At 51.8% G+C, this 20148-nt stretch carries 12 protein-coding genes and 1 CRISPR repeat array (1 of these 13 running past the window's edge); of the genes, 10 read left to right on the top strand and 2 right to left on the bottom strand.

Going from position 1 to position 20148, the window contains the following annotated elements:
* Both mnmE and EKD05_RS16070 read right to left on the bottom strand, forming a co-directional pair.
* Positions 1–1386 (bottom strand): tRNA uridine-5-carboxymethylaminomethyl(34) synthesis GTPase MnmE, encoded by a 1386-nt coding sequence (gene mnmE / locus EKD05_RS16075; RefSeq protein WP_129674536.1) that lies wholly within the window; start codon positions 1384–1386, stop codon positions 1–3.
* A 180-nt stretch (positions 1387–1566) separates the two neighbouring features.
* Complete coding sequence (locus EKD05_RS16070) at positions 1567–3426, bottom strand: SLC13 family permease (RefSeq protein WP_129674534.1); 1860 nt, start codon at positions 3424–3426, stop codon at positions 1567–1569.
* Between the two features lie 715 nt (positions 3427–4141).
* Between EKD05_RS16070 and EKD05_RS16065 the strand changes: the two genes are divergently transcribed.
* From EKD05_RS16065 to cas2, 10 genes are all read left to right on the top strand, one after another.
* The gene (locus EKD05_RS16065; RefSeq protein ID WP_129674532.1) at positions 4142–5107 is read left to right on the top strand and encodes a YafY family protein; all 966 of its coding nucleotides are present in this window, start codon (positions 4142–4144) and stop codon (positions 5105–5107) included.
* Positions 5108–5320: 213 nt separating this feature from the next.
* A complete protein-coding gene (locus EKD05_RS25815; RefSeq protein ID WP_165360765.1) occupies positions 5321–5470 on the top strand; it encodes a hypothetical protein in 150 nt (49 codons plus the stop codon).
* A gap of 28 nt (positions 5471–5498) precedes the next feature.
* Positions 5499–8399 (top strand): type I-D CRISPR-associated protein Cas10d/Csc3, encoded by a 2901-nt coding sequence (gene cas10d / locus EKD05_RS16060; protein ID WP_129674530.1) that lies wholly within the window; start codon positions 5499–5501, stop codon positions 8397–8399.
* 25 nt (positions 8400–8424) lie between these two features.
* A complete protein-coding gene (cas7d, locus tag EKD05_RS16055; protein ID WP_129674528.1) occupies positions 8425–9405 on the top strand; it encodes a type I-D CRISPR-associated protein Cas7/Csc2 in 981 nt (326 codons plus the stop codon).
* Between the two features lie 8 nt (positions 9406–9413).
* A complete protein-coding gene (gene cas5d / locus EKD05_RS16050) occupies positions 9414–10175 on the top strand; it encodes a type I-D CRISPR-associated protein Cas5/Csc1 (RefSeq protein WP_129674526.1) in 762 nt (253 codons plus the stop codon).
* Positions 10172–12544, top strand: coding sequence for a type I-D CRISPR-associated helicase Cas3' (gene cas3, locus EKD05_RS16045; protein ID WP_129674524.1), 2373 nt, complete (start codon positions 10172–10174; stop codon positions 12542–12544). The genes cas5d and cas3 overlap by 4 nt, the downstream gene beginning before the upstream one ends.
* A gap of 9 nt (positions 12545–12553) precedes the next feature.
* Positions 12554–13381 (top strand): CRISPR system precrRNA processing endoribonuclease RAMP protein Cas6, encoded by an 828-nt coding sequence (gene cas6, locus EKD05_RS16040; RefSeq protein ID WP_129674522.1) that lies wholly within the window; start codon positions 12554–12556, stop codon positions 13379–13381.
* A complete protein-coding gene (gene cas4, locus EKD05_RS16035; RefSeq protein ID WP_129674520.1) occupies positions 13378–13998 on the top strand; it encodes a CRISPR-associated protein Cas4 in 621 nt (206 codons plus the stop codon). The genes cas6 and cas4 overlap by 4 nt, the downstream gene beginning before the upstream one ends.
* On the top strand, positions 13991–15064 hold the full coding sequence (cas1, locus tag EKD05_RS16030) for a CRISPR-associated endonuclease Cas1 (RefSeq protein WP_129674518.1): 1074 nt from the start codon (positions 13991–13993) through the stop codon (positions 15062–15064). Before cas4 ends, cas1 begins: the two co-directional genes overlap by 8 nt.
* Positions 15018–15443 (top strand): CRISPR-associated endonuclease Cas2, encoded by a 426-nt coding sequence (gene cas2, locus EKD05_RS27225; protein ID WP_370374907.1) that lies wholly within the window; start codon positions 15018–15020, stop codon positions 15441–15443. Before cas1 ends, cas2 begins: the two co-directional genes overlap by 47 nt.
* Before the next feature lie 207 nt (positions 15444–15650).
* Positions 15651–20148: a CRISPR direct-repeat array (repeat unit 37 nt; unit sequence CTTCGAAGACAAAGAAATCCGCACTGCGGATTGAAAC); it runs 1386 nt beyond the window's last position.

Below are 20148 nucleotides of genomic sequence, written 5' to 3'. Positions count from 1 at the left end.
CTATTTGCCAATGCAAAATTGCGAAAAGATCAGATCGAGCAAATCATCACCAACGCTCTCGCCCGTGATTTCACCAAGCGCATTGAGCGCCGCCAGCAGATCGCCCCCGAGCAGATCGGTGGGATCATTGGCGTCCCAGCCGGCCAAGGCGGCGGCCAGGTATTCATGGGCGCGGCGCAGGGCATCGTGATGCCTGGGATTGCTCACCAGGCGAGCTTCGCCGGCGGCAAGGGGTGCATGGCCGCCAAGGAGCACCTGGACAAGGCCTTGGACCAAGGTCTCAAGGCCTTCGCCGGTTGCCACCGAGGTAGCGACGGTAGCCGCGAGCCGGGGATGGTCAAGGTATTCGGCAAGGCTGGCGAGCGAGGGCGCAGCAGGGTCTCGCTGGTCAAGCTTATTCCAGACAAGCAGCGTCGGCTTGTCGGCGGTCAGCCGGGCGATCAGCAGATCCTCATCCTCGACAGGGCGCGAGGCATCAATGACCAGCAGGGCCACATCGGCCTGGGCAAGGGCTGCCCGTGAACGCTCAATGCCCAGCCGCTCAACAAGATCATTACTCGCGTGAATGCCTGCGGTATCAATCAAGACCACCGGAATGCCGTTGAGATTGGCCGTCTCTTCAAGCGTATCGCGGGTCGTACCGGGAATCGGCGTCACAATCGCCCGGTCGCTCCGCAGCAGCACATTGAGCAGGCTCGACTTGCCGACATTGGGTTGCCCGACAATCGCCACCCGCGCCCCGTGGCGATAGACCAAGCCCTGGTTCGCCCCTTCCAGCAACGAGGTGACGGTCTGAAGGCTCGTGCGAAGGCGCGGCCCGATATCTTGCGGTTCAACCTCATCTTCGGGAAAATCAACAAGCACCGTCACATAGGCAAGCAGTTCAAGCAACACGGCACGTACGGCTCGCACCTCACGGGCGAGCCAGCCACCAAGTTGCGCCTGCGCCAGCGCCAGACCAGCATCAGTCTGCGCCCGAATAACATCAAGCGTCGCCTCGGCCTGCGAAAGATCGATGCGCCCGTTGAGAAACGCCCGCAGCGTAAACTCACCGGGGCGAGCGAGGCGCGCCCCGGCATCGAGGCAACCTTGCAACGTCTGTTGCACCGGCAACGGCCCCCCGTGGCACGAAAACTCAACCACATCTTCGCGGGTAAAACTCTGGGGTGCGCGCATCACCGCCAGCAGCGCCTCATCAATGACCAGGCCGCTTGTCGGATCGACCACATGCCCATACCGCAACCGATAGCTGCAGAGCGGCCCGGGGCGCACCGGGCGAAAAAGACGGGACGCAAACGCAATTGCCTCGGGGCCACTCATGCGCACCACCCCAAGGCCACCCTCACCGGGCGGGGTCGCGATGGCTACGATTGTATCCTGTTCCATGCAACATCCTACCGCAACGGGGCAATTGAACCACAACCCAGCCCATCTTTGCGCAGGTCATTGTAGCACACCCGATTGGCGCACTGACATCGATCCCGTCTCGTTTTCGTCAATGCCTTTGCGTCAAACAGCCCGTCTTATAGCATGTACCGTTGCGTATGCCGCATGGTGTCACCCTATCTAAAACGGAAACAGAAGTGGCACAAAGATCATGCAGATCACCAGCACGAGCATTTGCAACGGAAGGCCGGCCCGTGCATAGTCGGCAAAACGATATCCACCCGGGGTTAATATGAGGGTATTGACGGGTGAAGCGATCGGGGTGGCAAAGGCGGTCGAGGCGGCAATCGCGACGGTCATCAAGAGCGGTTCAGGGCCAACGCCAAGCTTGCTGGCGGCTTCGAGGGCAATTGGCATCATCAGCACCGCCGTCGCCGTATTCGAGATGAACTGACTAAAGATAGTGGTGAGCAAGAACATCCCTGCGATCAGCGCCAGTGGCCCAAGGGGGCCGATCGTCTCGACAATGCCCCCGGCAATCAGCGCCGTCCCCCCCGTCTTGTTCAACGCCGTTGCCATCGGCAACATCGCCGCAATCAAGACCAGACTCTCCCAACTCATGCGTTTGTAGACCTCTGTGACTTTAACGCAACCCGTCAGCACCAGGGCCACGGCGGCAAGCAACGCAGCCGTCATCGTCGGCACCCATCCTCCAGCCATCACGATCAGCATCAAGAGGGTAATGATGATCGCAACAGGGGCCTGCGATGCCATGGTCGTCTCTTGTTCAGCCTCGAGTTGGGGTGGCACCGCCGCAATTACAAAATCACCGTAGTAGCGCTGGTCACGCACAAGCGGGGCGAGCGTTGGCATCGGCCCGGCGACCAGCAACGTATCCCCGAAACGCAGTGGTTCCTGAGCAAACGCATCCTTAAGTGGTTGCCCCAGGCGTTGCACGCCAAGCACATTGACCCCGAAACGACTGCGTACCGCCAGATCCACCACCGAGCGCCCAAGAAAGCTCGAACGCGGCGTCAGGGCTACCTCGACGACCAGCAACCCTGTGTTCAAATGGCCGCTCTCGAGGGGCGAAGGCAATACATCGAGCTCAAGTTCAGTCGCCATCCGCTCGGCCTGTGCCGTCGGAGCTTGCAGATCCAGCAGGTCGCCTGCCGCAAACCGTGTATTGGCATTGACTGCCCGGGCCTTGCCTGGCGCTTCACGATCAAGCTGCCACGGATACGAAGCCAGCAACGTCACATCATACGCCGTGCTCAACGTGCTCTCGACGACACTCTTGCCAATCAAGGGCGACGTTGGCCGAACACGCAGCGAGACGAGATCGTCCTTCACGGCATACGCATCGATCAATTCAGCCGATGTGAGCGCATCATTGCGTGCATCCGGCGCATCTGCAGGCGGCTGAACTCGGGTCGGAAGCAGATGACGCCCGACGAGGGCCATAAAGATGACCGCCACACCCAGAACGAGCAGGCCAAGCGGGGTAAAGCTAAAGAAACCAAACGGAGCACGACCGGCATTGGCCAGAGCCTCACTCGCAACAAGATTGGGTGGAGTTCCAATAAGCGTCAACATACCCCCGATGAGCGCCGCATACGCCATCGGGATCAGCAAACGCGAGGGGCTGATGCGAGCGCGCCGGGCCAGCGCAACCACCACCGGCAGCATAATCGCCACCGTCCCGGTCGAACTGATAAAGGCCGAAAGCGGGGCCACCACCACCATCAACATCACCATAATGCGCAACTCACTCGTCCCGGCAACCCGCCCGAGCCAACGGCTAATCGAAGCCGCCACCCCCGTCTGCAACAACGCCTCACCAACCACAAAAAGGGCCGCAATCAGGATCACGACCGTATCACCAAAACCTGCCGAGGCTTCGGCCGGGGTCAGGATACCAGTCAGGGTAAGGGCGAGCAGCGCAAGCAGCGCCACCACATCGAGCCGCAAACGATCACTCACAAAAAGAATGATCGTTGCCAAAAGAATACTGAGGACAATGAGAATGTCACCGGTCATGCGCTGCTTCCATTGACAAAAGGCTTTTCCGCGTGCCAGTATAGCAGGTTTGCGTTGCAAGGAGGGCATGGGCTCATCGGTAAAAGCCATGGTAATGCCGCGCAGTATCGCCACGCCACCTGGCGCACATGTGCCCGTGAGACGAGTACGTTGCGGCCATCTTTGCACCGTGATTTGACGCCAAGGCGCCAAGAGCGCACCTCGGCTCAAGCGGTGTTGCACTACCTGCAACAGCCCCCTGGTACGGTGAGCACAGCAGACATAATGCGCACACAGGAGGGGTTGCAATGTTTGGCAGCAAGCAACGGTGGTGACGCATCCTGCAACAAGATCATCTGCTCTTTCTTATGCTCATGCCACCGTCTTGTTGCAATTTTGGTCGCAGGCATATGGTATGCTCAATTGCAGGAGAGAACCATGACACGAGCATTTGCCAAATCAGATCGCATAGGACAGGTAGAGCGGTTGTTATTGACGAGTCGCGTGCCGCTTTCGCAGGCGGAAATAGCCCGTCGCTGCGAAGTGCATCGTTCAACCATTGGACGCCTGGTGCAAGGCATGATCGACAACGGCATTCCCGTGTTGCCTGCCTCGCCCTCGTCGTTTGGGGCCTCGGCACCGAAGCAGCACGCTCGGCCATCGGGGTGGTGGGAAGCTGGAATTGGAATGCACCGGTGCGCCAGCGGTAGGGTGAGAGGAGAATGAGGAGTCTATCATGTCTGTACGACTAGAGCGTATGCTTGCGATGGATACCGCTATTCGCAGTGGAGCATATCCAAATGTAGCCAGTTTTATGCAGCGTTTTGAAGTAAGTGAGCGAACCATCCGGGCCGACATCGCCTTTTTTCAAGAGCGTTTCAATGCGCCCCTCAAATATGATCGATCACGACGAGGCTACTATTACACTGATCCGGCCTGGCAGTTACCAACGATGATGATGAGTGAGGGTGAGTTGATGGCCTTTTTCCTCAGTGTAGAACTGGTTCATCGTTATCTAGGTACCGCCTTTGAACGACCACTCCGCAACGCTGTTGATCGCCTTGCTGAAAGCTTACCGGTCGAGCTACGGGTCAGCTTGAACGATTTGACCCAGCATTATACCTTTCAGCCTGGAGCAACGTCTACGGTTGATCCTGAATTATTGCTCGCCCTCTTCGAAGCCATGCAGGAACGCTGGCCGGTGAAGGTTCTCTATCTTACGGCCAGTACTGGCGAGCGGAGAGAGCGCATCATTGAGCCTTACCATCTATTCAATGTTCGTGGCAATTGGCAAGTTGTTGCTTTTGATCATCATCGCACGCAGATGCGACAGTTTTCTGTCAGCCGAATTGAAGCCTGGAATGTGTGCAAAAGCGAGCGCTTCACCCGTGATCCCACGTTTTCCCCGGCAGAATACCTCAACACAAGTTTTCTCGCTGAACGAGGCGATCGTGCTGAACCGATCGAGATCTGGTTTGACGCCTATCAGTCGAACTACATGCGTGGGCGTACCTGGCATCCCACACAGCAGATCGAAGAACACAACGATGGTTCAATGACCCTACGTTTTCAGAGCGGTGCATTAGCCGAAATTCGCCGGTGGGTTATGTCATTTGGTCGTCATGCCATTGCCAAAGCACCAGCATCACTTGTTGATGATCTCCGGAGAGAATGTGCCGCCACCCTTGCACAATATACCTAACTGCCTGAACACTTATGATCGATGCTACCCTGCAGCTATTTTGCAGGGTAGCGTGCTAGAGTAGAGTCAGGCTATGGTGCAAGCTGTAACTGGCATAAAGCCATGGCGCATGGGCGTATGGGATGCCACCGATATAATTGGGGTGTGCCCAACCCAATAAATTACTACCGAAGCTTTACCTTGCTTTTTGTATCATCGTAGTGAGCAATTCCCATGCAGATTACAACGCTTCCAGTCCACTCTAAACTTGCTGATCCGACAGAGGTTGCAGCTGAAACAAAACTAGCCGAGCGCTTGCCGCCGGACTGGAAGCTCTCACAGCATCAGTTGGAGACGTATCGGGCGTTGGGTGATCCTCTATAATGTTGTAATAATCTATCACGAGACTCCTATGAATAAACCTCCTCCTCAAGATGAACTCGATCTGCTGGCTATGCTCGACGCTGTGCTCGGACGCAGTCAGTCTAATACCCTTACTGACTTTCTCAAAATGGTGGCAAATCAGCATCTAATAATCTTAAAAGAGGATCGGTATTTACAGTATGGAAATAAACTTGGACAAAGTCTCTATGCACATATTCTTGATGGAATTTTTGTACTGGATCAGCTAGCTCATCTTTTTAGCTTGCCTGAGCATGAGGTAAAAGTTCTTTTTACTGCTTATACAATTCATGACATTAATAAGCTTCTGGACAATAGTCAGGGTTTAAATCGGGATGCCGTTCCTGAGCAAGTAGTTGCACAGATTACTCGCTTTGGACTGGATCAGTTTTTTTTGCAGTATCGCGAGTATCTAAGCGATGTTACTACGCTTGCTCGTGGGCATGGAGGGCATACACCAGTGCATGGTGAGACTCTAATTGTGCGTGATAGCGCTCACTATGGTTTGGGGCTTGAGCGAGTGTTAACGTTATTACAATTAATTAAAGCCGTTGACATCCTTGATCTCTCACACACACTTGATGAGCAACATCATAAACAAAGCTTTCTTTCTCAACTCAATGCTTTTGCATTAAATTATGAAGTTCAATATACGTTTTTTACACACCGTCTCGACGAATCGCGTGGAGCATTAACCAATATGCTGCACAATGCAATTAGTATAGAGTTGAATGAGCGTTATGGTCTGCTCCCGCTTTTAATCTATCCTGAAGGAGTTGTTTATCTGGTGCAACGGGGGAAAGAGCCACGGATTGATAATGGAGATCGATTGCGCATAGCGGCTCGTGCAGTTGACGAACTAGTACGTATGACAGGTATTAAGTTCGATGAATTCATCGAAGTTCGTCCGCTAGGGATCAAAGTCGATGCCAAATGCCTTGCTTTGGGCCTCTCATTCTCTGACATCTGGAATGCCATCTATGCCATCGTGCAGCGGCGAACCTTTAAGCCTGAGGAACTAGCACAGAAAGCAAGATTGCGAACGAAAACTGGTTTTACCAAAAACGCTGCTCAGTTCCCTGAGGCTGTACCCGATGTTGAAGCATTGCTTGAAGGACATCCCATCGCACAAAGTGACGCTCAACTGCGCATTGGCGAACTCATTCGTAGCTATTTTATCTTCCTGAACGATCATTTTGCCAAAGCCATCCCACAACCCTGGGAGCGAATTTACGATGTACTCGAAATCTCAGCCGAACAGCGTCGCGTCCTGGCTTTCTTTGATGCGCGCATGGATCGTGCATATGTACTAGCACGCGATCTGCCTCTGAGTGAAGAGATTGTCAAGACAAATTTGTTAAAAGATGGACAGATCTTGCTTGCTGATAGATCCAGCGATGATCCGCGTGTACCAATATTTACTACATATCTAGAGCGACATGCATTGTTTGGTTCACAGGGTCGCGAGGGGAGTGATGCGGGTAGTCTGATGCGCTATGTGGCACATCAGCATAAACAGTGCGTTCAGTGCAGTGATGATTTTCCGACAATGCCCTGGATGTCAGCGGATGTGCGCTCGGATATTTCAGTGCAGACTTTTTCGAACCGGTTGCGTGGGGGGCAAGGCGAGCCAAAGAAAAATATCTGTGTGCTCTGCCAGACACAGTATCTGGTTGAGCGGCTCAGCTATGAAGAGATTCGCGGCGAGCATACAGTCTACTTACATTTATATCCGTACACCTTTTTCACCAAGCCGTTTATCGAGGGTTTGCGACAAGTGCTAAAAGAGTTGAAGCGGGAAGATAGTCGAGCGCTCTGGCTTGATGGCGACCGAGCAATGCGTCGTTATACAACAGAGCAACGCATCACAGCACCTATGCTGACTCGTACCAAAGCCGAAAAGCCTCATACTTTCGGCGTCTATCTGCCCAGTTATGCTGAAGCCTTGCTGGGTAACCTGTTAATCTTTCCGCTCAATCCGGCGGGTAAAACTGATACTGAGCGCTTCCTCTTTGCCTTGGAGTATGCACTCATTCTTCAACGCTATTTTGGTTGTCGTGTGATCCTTAGCGCTAATTCAGTGGTTCCATTTAGTCAGGATAGCATAGGAGATCTGACAACTGATATGACTCCATTAGCTTGTCGAGGGCTTATTGAGGCCACAAGCTATTATCAGTTTCCTAAGACTGGTCAGGCCTCGCTAAAGCTGCTTTGGGAGCAAATGCAAGATCTGTACACGATCAAACGGCAAACAGGAGGCGGCAAAGATGATCCACTACTGTCATTAGTGGAAGCACTAGCTTATCATCCACTTGGAATTTTTTACGCAACAGAGAAGCTAATCGAGGGTCATGCTCGAGATTCTCACAATGCCGAATGGATGCTGATCAATATATCACGGGAGGTGTTTCATGCAGTTGAACGCCTGGCACATAGCAAAGGAACAGGGTTTATGGAGCAACTTAGTACTCATATGCGTCATCTGGCGCAGATTGCATGGAAGCACCGGCTCATTGGTCGTACACTCACTAAACATTCACTCATGACAGCGCTTGATGAAGTTTTGCGTAAATTTGCGCAGCGTAGCAAAGCCACAGAGCATGATACGGAAGCCTTAAAGGCGGCGACTGTGGAAGATATTTTTGCGTATTTAGAGCGAGTTGCTGATGAGCACTATAAGCCCGGACGTACCAAGTGGGAGGCGATTAAAGAGTTCGTCGATGTTTTTTACACTGGTATATATGCCAATGTATATGGTAACAGTCCGGCGCGTCTACTGAGCGATGAAAAATTGCTCCGTTCGACTTACATGTTTTACATGCGTGAGCAGATTCCTCGCAAAATTAGTGAAACTGCTGATAAAGGTGAGCTTACAAATATTCCCGCCGATGCCGACAATGGAGATGCCTAGCCTATCTTAGAAGGGAGTCCGCTCAATGAATACTCTCAATCGCTACGCTGATCACCTGCTCCAGAGCTATAGCAACAGCCCACGAGGTAAGTACGTTAGCCTGCTCATCGTTCGTCGAGTTGAATCTGAAGCAATCTTTCGTACTGAGGGCAGTGGTGAACCACTCAATAAAGAATTCGTACATGCAGGCGGTAATGCCGATAGTCCGGTAGTGCAACGTGTAGTTATCAGTAAGCGTAAACAGACTGCTGTTGAACGGCGTACAGGTCGCGAATTGTTGCGCCGTTTCGATCTGCTCTTTGCTACTAAGGACGGTGTCTGCTCACTAAACACGAACAACCCGTGCGAGAAGTGTATGGATTGTATGATTTACGGGTATGCAGCAGGTGGCGGCGGTGCGCAACGCTCGCGAATTATCACTGATGATGCCTTTAGCCTGCATCCAGCTCAGCTGATTACTGATACCAAGATGTTTAATGCGCCTTTTGATAACAGTACGCCCTATAGTGAGCAGGGCAAACGCATGACGGGGCTGGGTTCTGATGAATATGTTCGGCCCGAATCGCTCTTTCTCGATATTGAGACAATGCGTGACCTGACCCCAGGTGAATTTCGTTACGCTCTAGGCAATGTGCTTCGCTCTACTCGCTATGGGGCAATTTCTTCGCGGATCGGAAAGGTGCGCAACCTACTTGTAGGCATTGCTTTCAGCGATTGTGAGCTTTTCAGTAACTTGGAACTGACCCAACAGAGCTATGATCTGCTGCGTGGTGGCAACGCTGATCTTGATTTCCCATTGCATGACACAACAGCAGTGCAAGCAGTGCGTGATGCAGCTCAGGCACTCCGTAAGCGTGTGCTTGGGCAGGTGACGATGCTTGATGCCGATACAGTGAGCAGTATAGTCGCAGAATTAGGCGATCTCTATGGTAATGAAGAGACGCTTCGCAATGATTTGCGCGAAACGATACTCAGTTATGGTCGTGGTCTTCCAAATAATGCATAGAGGTTGCCATGCCGCATATTTACCGTTGTGAGCTGACGCTGCTGGAGAACACCTTTTTTAGTTCCCGCGAGATCAGCAACTTCTACCAAACCGAGCCATTCATCGGCAACTATGCGCTAACCTATGCCTTGCAATTTTGCCAGTCGCCTTATTTTAATGATGGTAGCATCCACTATAAGGTTGACTTAGGCAAATTGAATGAACGAGGCATCTACGTAACTCCAGCTGCAATTGTAGGTGAACCGCGCTTTGTAGTGGGTTGGTTTAATGCTCAACCAGATACCTATTGGTATGCGATGGGCAACAATGCGCTGGTGACAAAGCCAGATGGGGCGTGGGCTGAAAAACGCTCTGCTGCATGGTTTATTGTTGAACGTGAGGGCGAACGCGGGCGCAAGGTTCGGGTCGAGAACCGTCCGCAGGTAGGGCGCATCCGTATGCTAGGTATTGGCACCCAAGCGACATTTTATGTTATCAGCACGAACGAAGTAGCACTACCAAGCTATATCCGATTGGGCAAGTTTATGAGCAAAGCACGTATTACAACAGAGCACCACTTTATCAGAGATGCAGAGGCTAGCAGTGGGTTTTGTGGCTTGCTCACTATTGCTGATTTGCCGCCTGATGTACGTCTAATTGCCTGTGATCTGCTTAATGTGCCGCCTGCTCAGTTAGCACGAAATGCCCGTATTGCATGTCGTGGATACAAGCTTACTGGTGGCGTTTTGCTGCCAGCTGATATGCATTTTGGAGTAGACAAACTGCCATGACTATTCATCTTAGCGCCCAATTTGAAAAACTGGCTCCCAAGGAGGCATTCGGGCCGCTGCCAGGAACACAGTTGCTCTACCATCAACTGCGTACAGCAATCGCTTTAGAACAGGCCTCGTTGGTCGTGAATAGCTACAACACAGGCACTGGGAAGACACGGGCCAGCTTACTTCATCTTTTCGCAATAAACGGCCATCATCATAATGTGCTCTTTATTGCTCCCACAAACGCGCTTATCCACCAGCATGTTGATGATATTCAGGCTTTTGTCACTCAACATAACCTGTGCTTTCGAATAATCGAAGTCAATGCGAAGGTTATAAGAAGCCTTGGAGTAGATCTAGCTATACCTGATCGAAATGGCGAGAAACTTTATCGACTCTTGCAGAATCCACTAGAGTTTTGTCGTGAGCTTGGAATTTCTCCCGATGATCAGCGCAATTTGCCATTTATTATCGTCGTCAACCCGGACATCTTCCATTACATGCTGTTCTTTTACTATGGAAACCACGATAGGCGTAATCTCTTTATCGCGACGCTCCAGACTTTTTGGTATGTGGTCATTGATGAGTTTCATTACTATGATGAGAAACAACTGGTCTCATTTCTCTGCTTCCTGACTTTCTGGCAGGAGTTTGGTTATTTTGATCAAGGCCGCAAAGTTTGCATTCTATCGGCAACACCCAATCCCCAGGTTGAGTCATACTTGACAACTGTCCTTGGTAATCGTTGGATTCATGTCAGTCCTGACAATGAAGTTGATGAAAGCGGTGCTTATCAGTCAGTACAGACTTTATCAGAGCTTGAGCTAGAGATCTCTAGTTCATCACTTGACGAATGGCTCAGCCAGCATCGCTCTCAGTTGGAGCAGTGGTTACAGGCTAATTATGATGGTGCGATTATCAGCAACAGTCTGGCGCGGATTAATGAAGTGTTTGATCTGCTCCGAGGGTTGGATATATGCCGTATTACCGGGCCAGAGCCATCTGCACAACGAATACAGGCATTGCGCCATCAATTGTTGCTGGCTACACCAGTGGTAGATATCGGCTATAACTTTGATCGCGATAAACCACGTCAAAATATTGACTTCATAGTGTGTGAGTGTCGCTATCGTGATGAACTGATCCAGCGAATTGGTCGCGCAGGGCGAATTCTGGGAAAGCCCGAATGCTATCATCTCAGCCATGCCGTGGCACTGGTAAGTCTAGATGTAGCCCAATCACTGCAAATATATGATGGGCAAACTCTATCACGTCGTAGCTTTCGCGATGTACTCAATGGACTTGATACGCTGCCACCCAAACATTCACTTGGGTCGTATATGCGCATTCACGGTATGGTTGAGGCCTTTTATCCTGTCTACAAACTAAGCCAGATGCTTTCACCAGAGCAACAGACCGAGGAGATCGAACGGCTTGTCGAACGTATGAGAAGCGTCTTTGCACCAAATAATCGGCAAGGAATCAAAAGTCTACAGATCTTTGCTTATTCATTTGAGGCGCGTGAGCGATGGGTGCTTGCAAAAGATAGCGAGAAATGGGACAAAAATGGCTGGCATAGGAAAACACTAGTGGCGAATCTGGCGAATTATTTCTCACAGCTTCAATCGTCTGCTGGCAAGCAAATCTCATGCACTCCGCAATATGCGCATGAGTTTATCGATGCAGTTGTTAATGACCCAACTCGTCGCGCTGGATTAAATAAATTCATCTTGAGTCAGTATTATCTGACTAAATCGCTCTTTGCTTTCCGTGACTCATTTAGTGGCCCTGTCGCTGTAATTTATGATCCTGATCGTCTCTTCTCCAGTCAGATGTTTAATACGTATGATATTCTCCATTTGATTGCAAATTATCACTTTCATGTCTTTGCTGATCGAGGCGATTTTCTTCGCTGTGGCAATACTGATTTAAAAGGTGATTTCTATATACAACTTCAGCGACGTCGTACAGCCCGTTTGAATATTGAATTTTCACTTAAGCTTGAAGAAACTGGGCTTGGATCAATTGAGAAAAGTGGCTTCGAGCGTCTGTACTGTCGTAGACCTGTTGCGTTATGTGGACTGAAACTTGCCGCTAAACAAAAAGGCGGCGACTATGAACCTATGTTACCTACGTTGCGTGAAGCTATATATCAACTCTATTTAACGTTGTTAATTGTCCCAAAAGATGACTTAGGTGCCCTGATTTCCTCTATACGTAATACGTCAATATATAGTATTCCTATTGATATTATTTTTGCTGATGGAAGTAGTGTTTTATACAGTGCTGTGATCGGCTCTGCTGTCTGGCATGCTGATGCACTTCTTCGCGGCCATTTTCAGATGCGTGATCGTCAAGCATCGTGTGATGCTATCATTTTATAGGAATTTACAATGAACGACTTTCCCGACCTCTACGCTTTTGTTATGACACTTTACCCCGAGGGCGGGTCGTCGCTGCGACCGCAGGGTCACGGCGCGCAGGCGCTGTTTCTGGATCTGGTGCGCCAGGTTGAGCCAGAATTGGCGGTGCAGTTGCACGCTGAAGCGAAAAGTAAGCCGTATACGGTTGCGTTGCTGTCGCGTGGTCAGCGCGTGCCCGTGGAGTTGCGGGTTTCGCTGTTGCAGGCGGAGCTGTTCCAGCCATTTGTGCAGGCGTTGTTGCGCCAGATGCCCGGTGAGGCTCCGTTGCGGCTTGGTCAGGCTCGTCTGCGCCTTGGCGATGTCATTGGCACGCCTGCTCCGAAGGGCCATTCCTGGGCTGGCTATAGTAGCTTTGCCGAGCTTCATTCGCGTGCTGAGCCAGCCCATACGGTTATCCTGGAATTTGCCAGTGCAACCGTGATCGGTCAGGGTAGCCGCGCCGATGGCCGACCTCGCCTTGCGCTGTTGCCCGATCCGGCCCTGATCTTTCCTAGTCTGGCGAAACGGTGGAACGAATTGGCTCCTGCGCCGCTTGAGCTTGATCTAGCGTTGCTCAAGCTGGCAATCAATGAGACGGTTGTGACGCGGTATCACGCTGAGTCAACCGAGATTGATCTGGGCAAAGGGCCGCAAAAGGGCTTTGTTGGTGTCTGTGCCTATGAGTTGCCGCGTGACCCCGCGCAGGCGCGCTTGCTCTGTTTGCTGGCCGATGCAGCCCTTTTTCTTGGTGTTGGCATGAAGACCGCACGTGGCATGGGGTTGTGTCGCCGCTTATTTGAGCGAGAGGCAATACGATGAGCATAATTGGGCCGCCTGAGCATATTCCGTTGGCGATGCTCAATGCGCTGGCGTATTGCCCACGTCGTTTCGGCTATGAGTTTATTCAGGCTGAAATGCTGTACAACGAACATGTCGTCGAAGGATTGCTACGCCATCAGGGTGTTGACCTCGGCGGCACGACCTGGCTTAGCGAAGCCGTGCAAGAACGCCGCGTCTATGTGTGGAGCGAGCGCTTGAGCGTGGCTGGCTTTTGCGATCTGGTTGAGTTCAAGGATGGTACACTCTATCCGGTCGAGTATAAAAAAGGTCGTCCGGGCCGTTGGCGCAACGATCATATTCAGCTTTGCGCCCAAGCAATGTGTCTTGAAGAGCGCACTGGTACAAAGATCGAAAAAGGATATATTTTTTCGTTTGCCACGCGCCGACGGGAAGAAGTTATCTTTACTTGTGAACTGCGTACTGAGGTTGAGCAACTCACCGCTGAGGCACATCGCCTCGCAGCGCTGGGTGTGCTGCCGCCGCCAACTGACAAGCGTGCGAAATGCCGTGACTGCTCACTTGAGCCGCTCTGCCTGCCTGATGAACTGCGGCGACTGGCCGACGTGACCGGATGGGAAGGAGAGGAGCGTGGTTGAAATTCTTGGTGAAGGGGTGGAGATGCTGATGGCGACCTTATATCTAACCGAGCAATACAGTCTGGTCAAACTCGAAGGCGAAGCCTTGCGCGTCCAGGCGGCTGGCGGCAAAAACGGGACAGTGATCCGCGTTCCGCTGAACAAAATCGAGCAAGTCATTGTCCTGGGCGATATCACCCTGACCACGCCCGCATTGCATGCACTCCTTGAACGACGCATTGGCATTCATTATATGAGTGCGCGTGGCAAATCGCATGGTGCCTTGCTCGCCGACTGGGGCAAAAATAGTGGGGTACGTCTGGCGCAGTATGCTCTCTGCCGCGACGTAGAGCGCAGCTTTGAAGTCGCACGCCAATGTGTTGCTGGCAAGCTCCTCAACATGCGCACCTTGCTGCTTCGCTATGCGCGTGGACGCGAAACAAGCGAAAACCTACAGGATGCGGCGCAAACGATCAAACGCTGCCTGCGCGAACTAGCGCGCCTAAAGCCACCCGAGATAACAAGTGACCGCATGCATGGGCTTGGGCCGCTGTTGGGTCTGGAAGGAAGTGGCAGTGCCGCATACTATAGTGTCTTTGAAGCCATCCTTAAAGGCGAATGGCGCTTTCCTGGGCGCGTCAAACGCCCACCAACTGACCCGGTCAATGCACTGCTCTCCTTCGGCTATACCGTGCTGACCAACCAGGTCGTCTCACTCATCCACAGCGTCGGGCTCGACCCAGGGCTAGGCGTCTTGCACCAACCCGGCTTTGGCAAACCAGCCTTAGCGCTTGATCTGGTCGAAACCTTTCGCCCCATCATTATTGACTCAGTCGTCGTCACCATGCTCAACACCGGCCAAATCACCCCTGGCGACTTTGCCAACGAGCTAGGAGCCTACCGACTAAGCGACAGCGCACGGCGAAGCTACATCGAAAAGATCGAAGCACGGCTTAGCGAACAGATCCAGCACCCCCAATTCGGTTACAAGGTCAGTTACCGACGCTGCATTGAACTACAGGCACGCATCTTTGCCAAACATGCTCAGGGCGAAATTGCCAATTACGTGCCTTTTACGGTACGATGATGTCGCTGATGCAATGGCGCAACATTGTATGCTCGCATCGTTGCGCCTAATACATTTGCATCAGCTTATTGGACAGGAAGTCATCATGGCAATAAGCAGCGAAAGCATGCTCTACATCATCGCCTACGACATACCTGACAACAAACGGCGTACCAAAATCCATAAAACCCTTTGTGGATACGGAGCGTGGACTCAATACTCTCTCTTTGAATGTTGGCTAACACGGCGCCAACTGCTCGAGCTACAGGCAAAACTCGCGCCACACCTCAACAAAGACCGCGACAGCATCAGGCTCTACCCACTCTGTGGAGCATGCCAGAGTAAAGCGATCACCATTGGAGGTTCGCCTCCACACGATCCCATAACGGTTATTCTTTAGAGGGCAGACCCTTGCAAGAATCGAGCAGCGAAGGATCAGCAAAAACCCCAGGAGTCACTCGCATGAAGAGATTACTGATTGCAAAGCCATCCAGACTATGCTACACTTCCATATATGCGCAACCCAACCACATCAAGACATCCCCAGCAAGCAGGCTCTCGCACCAGAGCCATTCTATCCCTTCCTGATGCGGTCACGAGTGGCGGGCTTCGAAGACAAAGAAATCCGCACTGCGGATTGAAACAGCGCTTCAAGCGCTCAGGCGTGGCACGTTCGAGCTCTTCGAAGACAAAGAAATCCGCACTGCGGATTGAAACTCGCTTCGTATCGCGCAATGAGGATATCTAAACAGCTTCGAAGACAAAGAAATCCGCACTGCGGATTGAAACTCCCGCTCGCCCTCTAAGGTGCGGATGGTAACGCCTTCGAAGACAAAGAAATCCGCACTGCGGATTGAAACTCGATAGCGCCTATGGCCTTTTTGGTTAGCGGTTCGCTTCGAAGACAAAGAAATCCGCACTGCGGATTGAAACTGCTATGGCCTAATTGCACCTGAATGCCCCGTAGGTCCTTCGAAGACAAAGAAATCCGCACTGCGGATTGAAACGGCTTTGTCGCCAGTCGGCGGTTGAGAAGGCAATGCCTTCGAAGACAAAGAAATCCGCACTGCGGATTGAAACTGAAGAGCAAGTAATTGATAGACAAAGGACACGACACTTCGAAGACAAAGAAATCCGCACTGCGGATTGAAACGTGCGTTCGCTGGCGTCAGGCAGCGGCGCGATCCTGGCTTCGAAGACAAAGAAATCCGCACTGCGGATTGAAACAAATACGCATACCAATAGCCGCCATACGATGGATTCCTTCGAAGACAAAGAAATCCGCACTGCGGATTGAAACTTAGCCATTATTGGTACAGTGCTTTCATGGCTTTCTGACTTCGAAGACAAAGAAATCCGCACTGCGGATTGAAACCTAGAATAAGTGCAAATAGTCCGTCCCTGCAAAGGCTTCGAAGACAAAGAAATCCGCACTGCGGATTGAAACACAGCAGGCGCGTCGCAATGCTCTCGGCACTGGCGTCTTCGAAGACAAAGAAATCCGCACTGCGGATTGAAACAACGACCCGACGGCGCCCGATGGCCGCCGCTTTGAGCCCTTCGAAGACAAAGAAATCCGCACTGCGGATTGAAACGCAGCAGCAACTGGCAAGTGAGCAGGTGAAGCTGTCCTTCGAAGACAAAGAAATCCGCACTGCGGATTGAAACTGATCCGGATCTGGCAACGGTGTACCGCGCCAACCTCCTTCGAAGACAAAGAAATCCGCACTGCGGATTGAAACCGCCGCAAAGGCATTGACCGCCAGTTCAGCGCCCGGCTTCGAAGACAAAGAAATCCGCACTGCGGATTGAAACCACGTACTCAATCAGGCTGTTGCTATATTCATACGTGCTTCGAAGACAAAGAAATCCGCACTGCGGATTGAAACAATGCCTTTGCGGCGCAAACCTTCCAGATCGAGCACTTCGAAGACAAAGAAATCCGCACTGCGGATTGAAACGATTGTGCGAGCGTCGCGGGACTTGTTGCCGAGCCCTTCGAAGACAAAGAAATCCGCACTGCGGATTGAAACCGGCGCAACGTGACGGCGTTTTGCGCGGGCAGCATCCTTCGAAGACAAAGAAATCCGCACTGCGGATTGAAACATGTCGTTCAGCGGGGTGGTCGCAATGTCACTCCGCCTTCGAAGACAAAGAAATCCGCACTGCGGATTGAAACTGTTGTTTACCAATAGATCGGCAGGTGAAACGCAGCACTTCGAAGACAAAGAAATCCGCACTGCGGATTGAAACCTAACGAGCACGCCGACTCGCACCGCTACGAACACTTCGAAGACAAAGAAATCCGCACTGCGGATTGAAACAAAAGCGTAACTTCTGCTCGGGCTGCTAGGGCGCGCTTCGAAGACAAAGAAATCCGCACTGCGGATTGAAACGAGCTGAGTCTCTAGCTCAAGCTCTGGCGTCCAATGCTTCGAAGACAAAGAAATCCGCACTGCGGATTGAAACCATTGCCGCCAGCAGCTTGGCATCCCCAAACTCTTCCTTCGAAGACAAAGAAATCCGCACTGCGGATTGAAACTACGCTCAGAGATCGAGGATGGAGGTTTCGTTCACCCTTCGAAGACAAAGAAATCCGCACTGCGGATTGAAACGTATACTAGTCACAGAGAGAAGAAGTCAAGCAAGGACTTCGAAGACAAAGAAATCCGCACTGCGGATTGAAACTTAATACCAATCTGGCTGCTGATGGGTGGACAGGGTCTTCGAAGACAAAGAAATCCGCACTGCGGATTGAAACTAGGAGCGATCTGGTATGTAGGAAGGAGTAACCACACTTCGAAGACAAAGAAATCCGCACTGCGGATTGAAACGCGGCTTTTGTCAATATGCCAACGACGCCGCTCCAGCTTCGAAGACAAAGAAATCCGCACTGCGGATTGAAACCGCGGTTCGTCAGCAAAGGTGAAGCGCCAGCCGTCAGCTTCGAAGACAAAGAAATCCGCACTGCGGATTGAAACATTCTCTCGGATGGGTGAAGGAATCAGATCCAGCGACTTCGAAGACAAAGAAATCCGCACTGCGGATTGAAACGACAGCAAAAAGCTAGCATCATTTGAAGCTAGTATGTCTTCGAAGACAAAGAAATCCGCACTGCGGATTGAAACTCATCGCCATGTTGGCAAGAACAAATGATGCATCGACTTCGAAGACAAAGAAATCCGCACTGCGGATTGAAACGGTCTAGAGACCTGGTAGCCGTACCAGGTAGGTCTACTTCGAAGACAAAGAAATCCGCACTGCGGATTGAAACAAGAAGGATTCTCGCTTGTGGCGCTTGACTTGACAGCTTCGAAGACAAAGAAATCCGCACTGCGGATTGAAACTCTCGGCTGCATTACATACCAGAGACACATGCTGAAAGCTTCGAAGACAAAGAAATCCGCACTGCGGATTGAAACAGCAAGGCTATTCGTTCGAATCCGGCGGAGATTCGAAAACTTCGAAGACAAAGAAATCCGCACTGCGGATTGAAACGGCACGCTCTAGGCGCTACAGGCGCTAGCCTGACCTGCTTCGAAGACAAAGAAATCCGCACTGCGGATTGAAACGCTACCGTCTACGGTGATCCGCCCGTGCCAACGTACTTCGAAGACAAAGAAATCCGCACTGCGGATTGAAACCGCCCATTTCGTTTGACAAGCCTGTCCCGACTGCTGACTTCGAAGACAAAGAAATCCGCACTGCGGATTGAAACCTGTTTGTGACAGGCATTCGATTAGCGGAAAGCGCCGCCTTCGAAGACAAAGAAATCCGCACTGCGGATTGAAACCTCACTACTACCTGAACCGGCCCGAAGGGATTGAGCCTTCGAAGACAAAGAAATCCGCACTGCGGATTGAAACCTTGCTCAAACGATCTCGGTTCCGCAGCGGGCTGCTACTTCGAAGACAAAGAAATCCGCACTGCGGATTGAAACACGTGACACCGAACGCGAGGAGGTTGCGGAAATGACTTCGAAGACAAAGAAATCCGCACTGCGGATTGAAACCGAGTAACGGGTAGCGGCGGCCCTCCTGGCCTTTGACTTCGAAGACAAAGAAATCCGCACTGCGGATTGAAACTATCTCTACCTCAGTGAAACAAGCGAGATCAGCAACCTTCGAAGACAAAGAAATCCGCACTGCGGATTGAAACAAAATGGAGGCTGTGCCCGTGGGATTGGTGGGATTGGCTTCGAAGACAAAGAAATCCGCACTGCGGATTGAAACCTGACGAAACGCAGCAACCGCATCCGCCAACAACCGCCTTCGAAGACAAAGAAATCCGCACTGCGGATTGAAACCTGTGGAAGGCTGAAGGGGCGAAGGGCACGAAGGCTTCGAAGACAAAGAAATCCGCACTGCGGATTGAAACCTGAGGTGCCAGGGTAGGGATACTGCGACCGACGTACTTCGAAGACAAAGAAATCCGCACTGCGGATTGAAACTTGACGCCCTTCAGCGCCGTACTGAGGATGGTGCTCCTTCGAAGACAAAGAAATCCGCACTGCGGATTGAAACCCGCCCGAGGTGCCAATGGCGATGGCGGAACCGCTCTTCGAAGACAAAGAAATCCGCACTGCGGATTGAAACTCGCCTGCGGCCCGAGCGGACGCAATCTGCGCCGTCACTTCGAAGACAAAGAAATCCGCACTGCGGATTGAAACTGGGGCGCTGGCGGCCACGGCAGGCTATCACCTGCCTTCGAAGACAAAGAAATCCGCACTGCGGATTGAAACTGTTTGATGCGCCTGAAGCTGAACTTGGTTTGTGCACTTCGAAGACAAAGAAATCCGCACTGCGGATTGAAACGGCAAGCAGTTTGTTGAGGATCTGCAAGCGCCACTCCTTCGAAGACAAAGAAATCCGCACTGCGGATTGAAACCAATTGTACAGTTTTTTAAATCATCAACCACTGACTTCGAAGACAAAGAAATCCGCACTGCGGATTGAAACTCATCCTTCCCGTGGCGCTTACTCCGCCACGCTTGCCCCTTCGAAGACAAAGAAATCCGCACTGCGGATTGAAACCAAGCAACGTTGGGCGTGTGACTTCGACAGGTGTGCTTCGAAGACAAAGAAATCCGCACTGCGGATTGAAAC

The organism is Candidatus Chloroploca sp. Khr17 (assembly GCF_004138165.1).
GTDB lineage: Bacteria > Chloroflexota > Chloroflexia > Chloroflexales > Chloroflexaceae > Chloroploca.
Note: the sequence above shows the minus strand (reverse complement) of the source record. Positions and strands in the feature narration are given on the sequence as shown.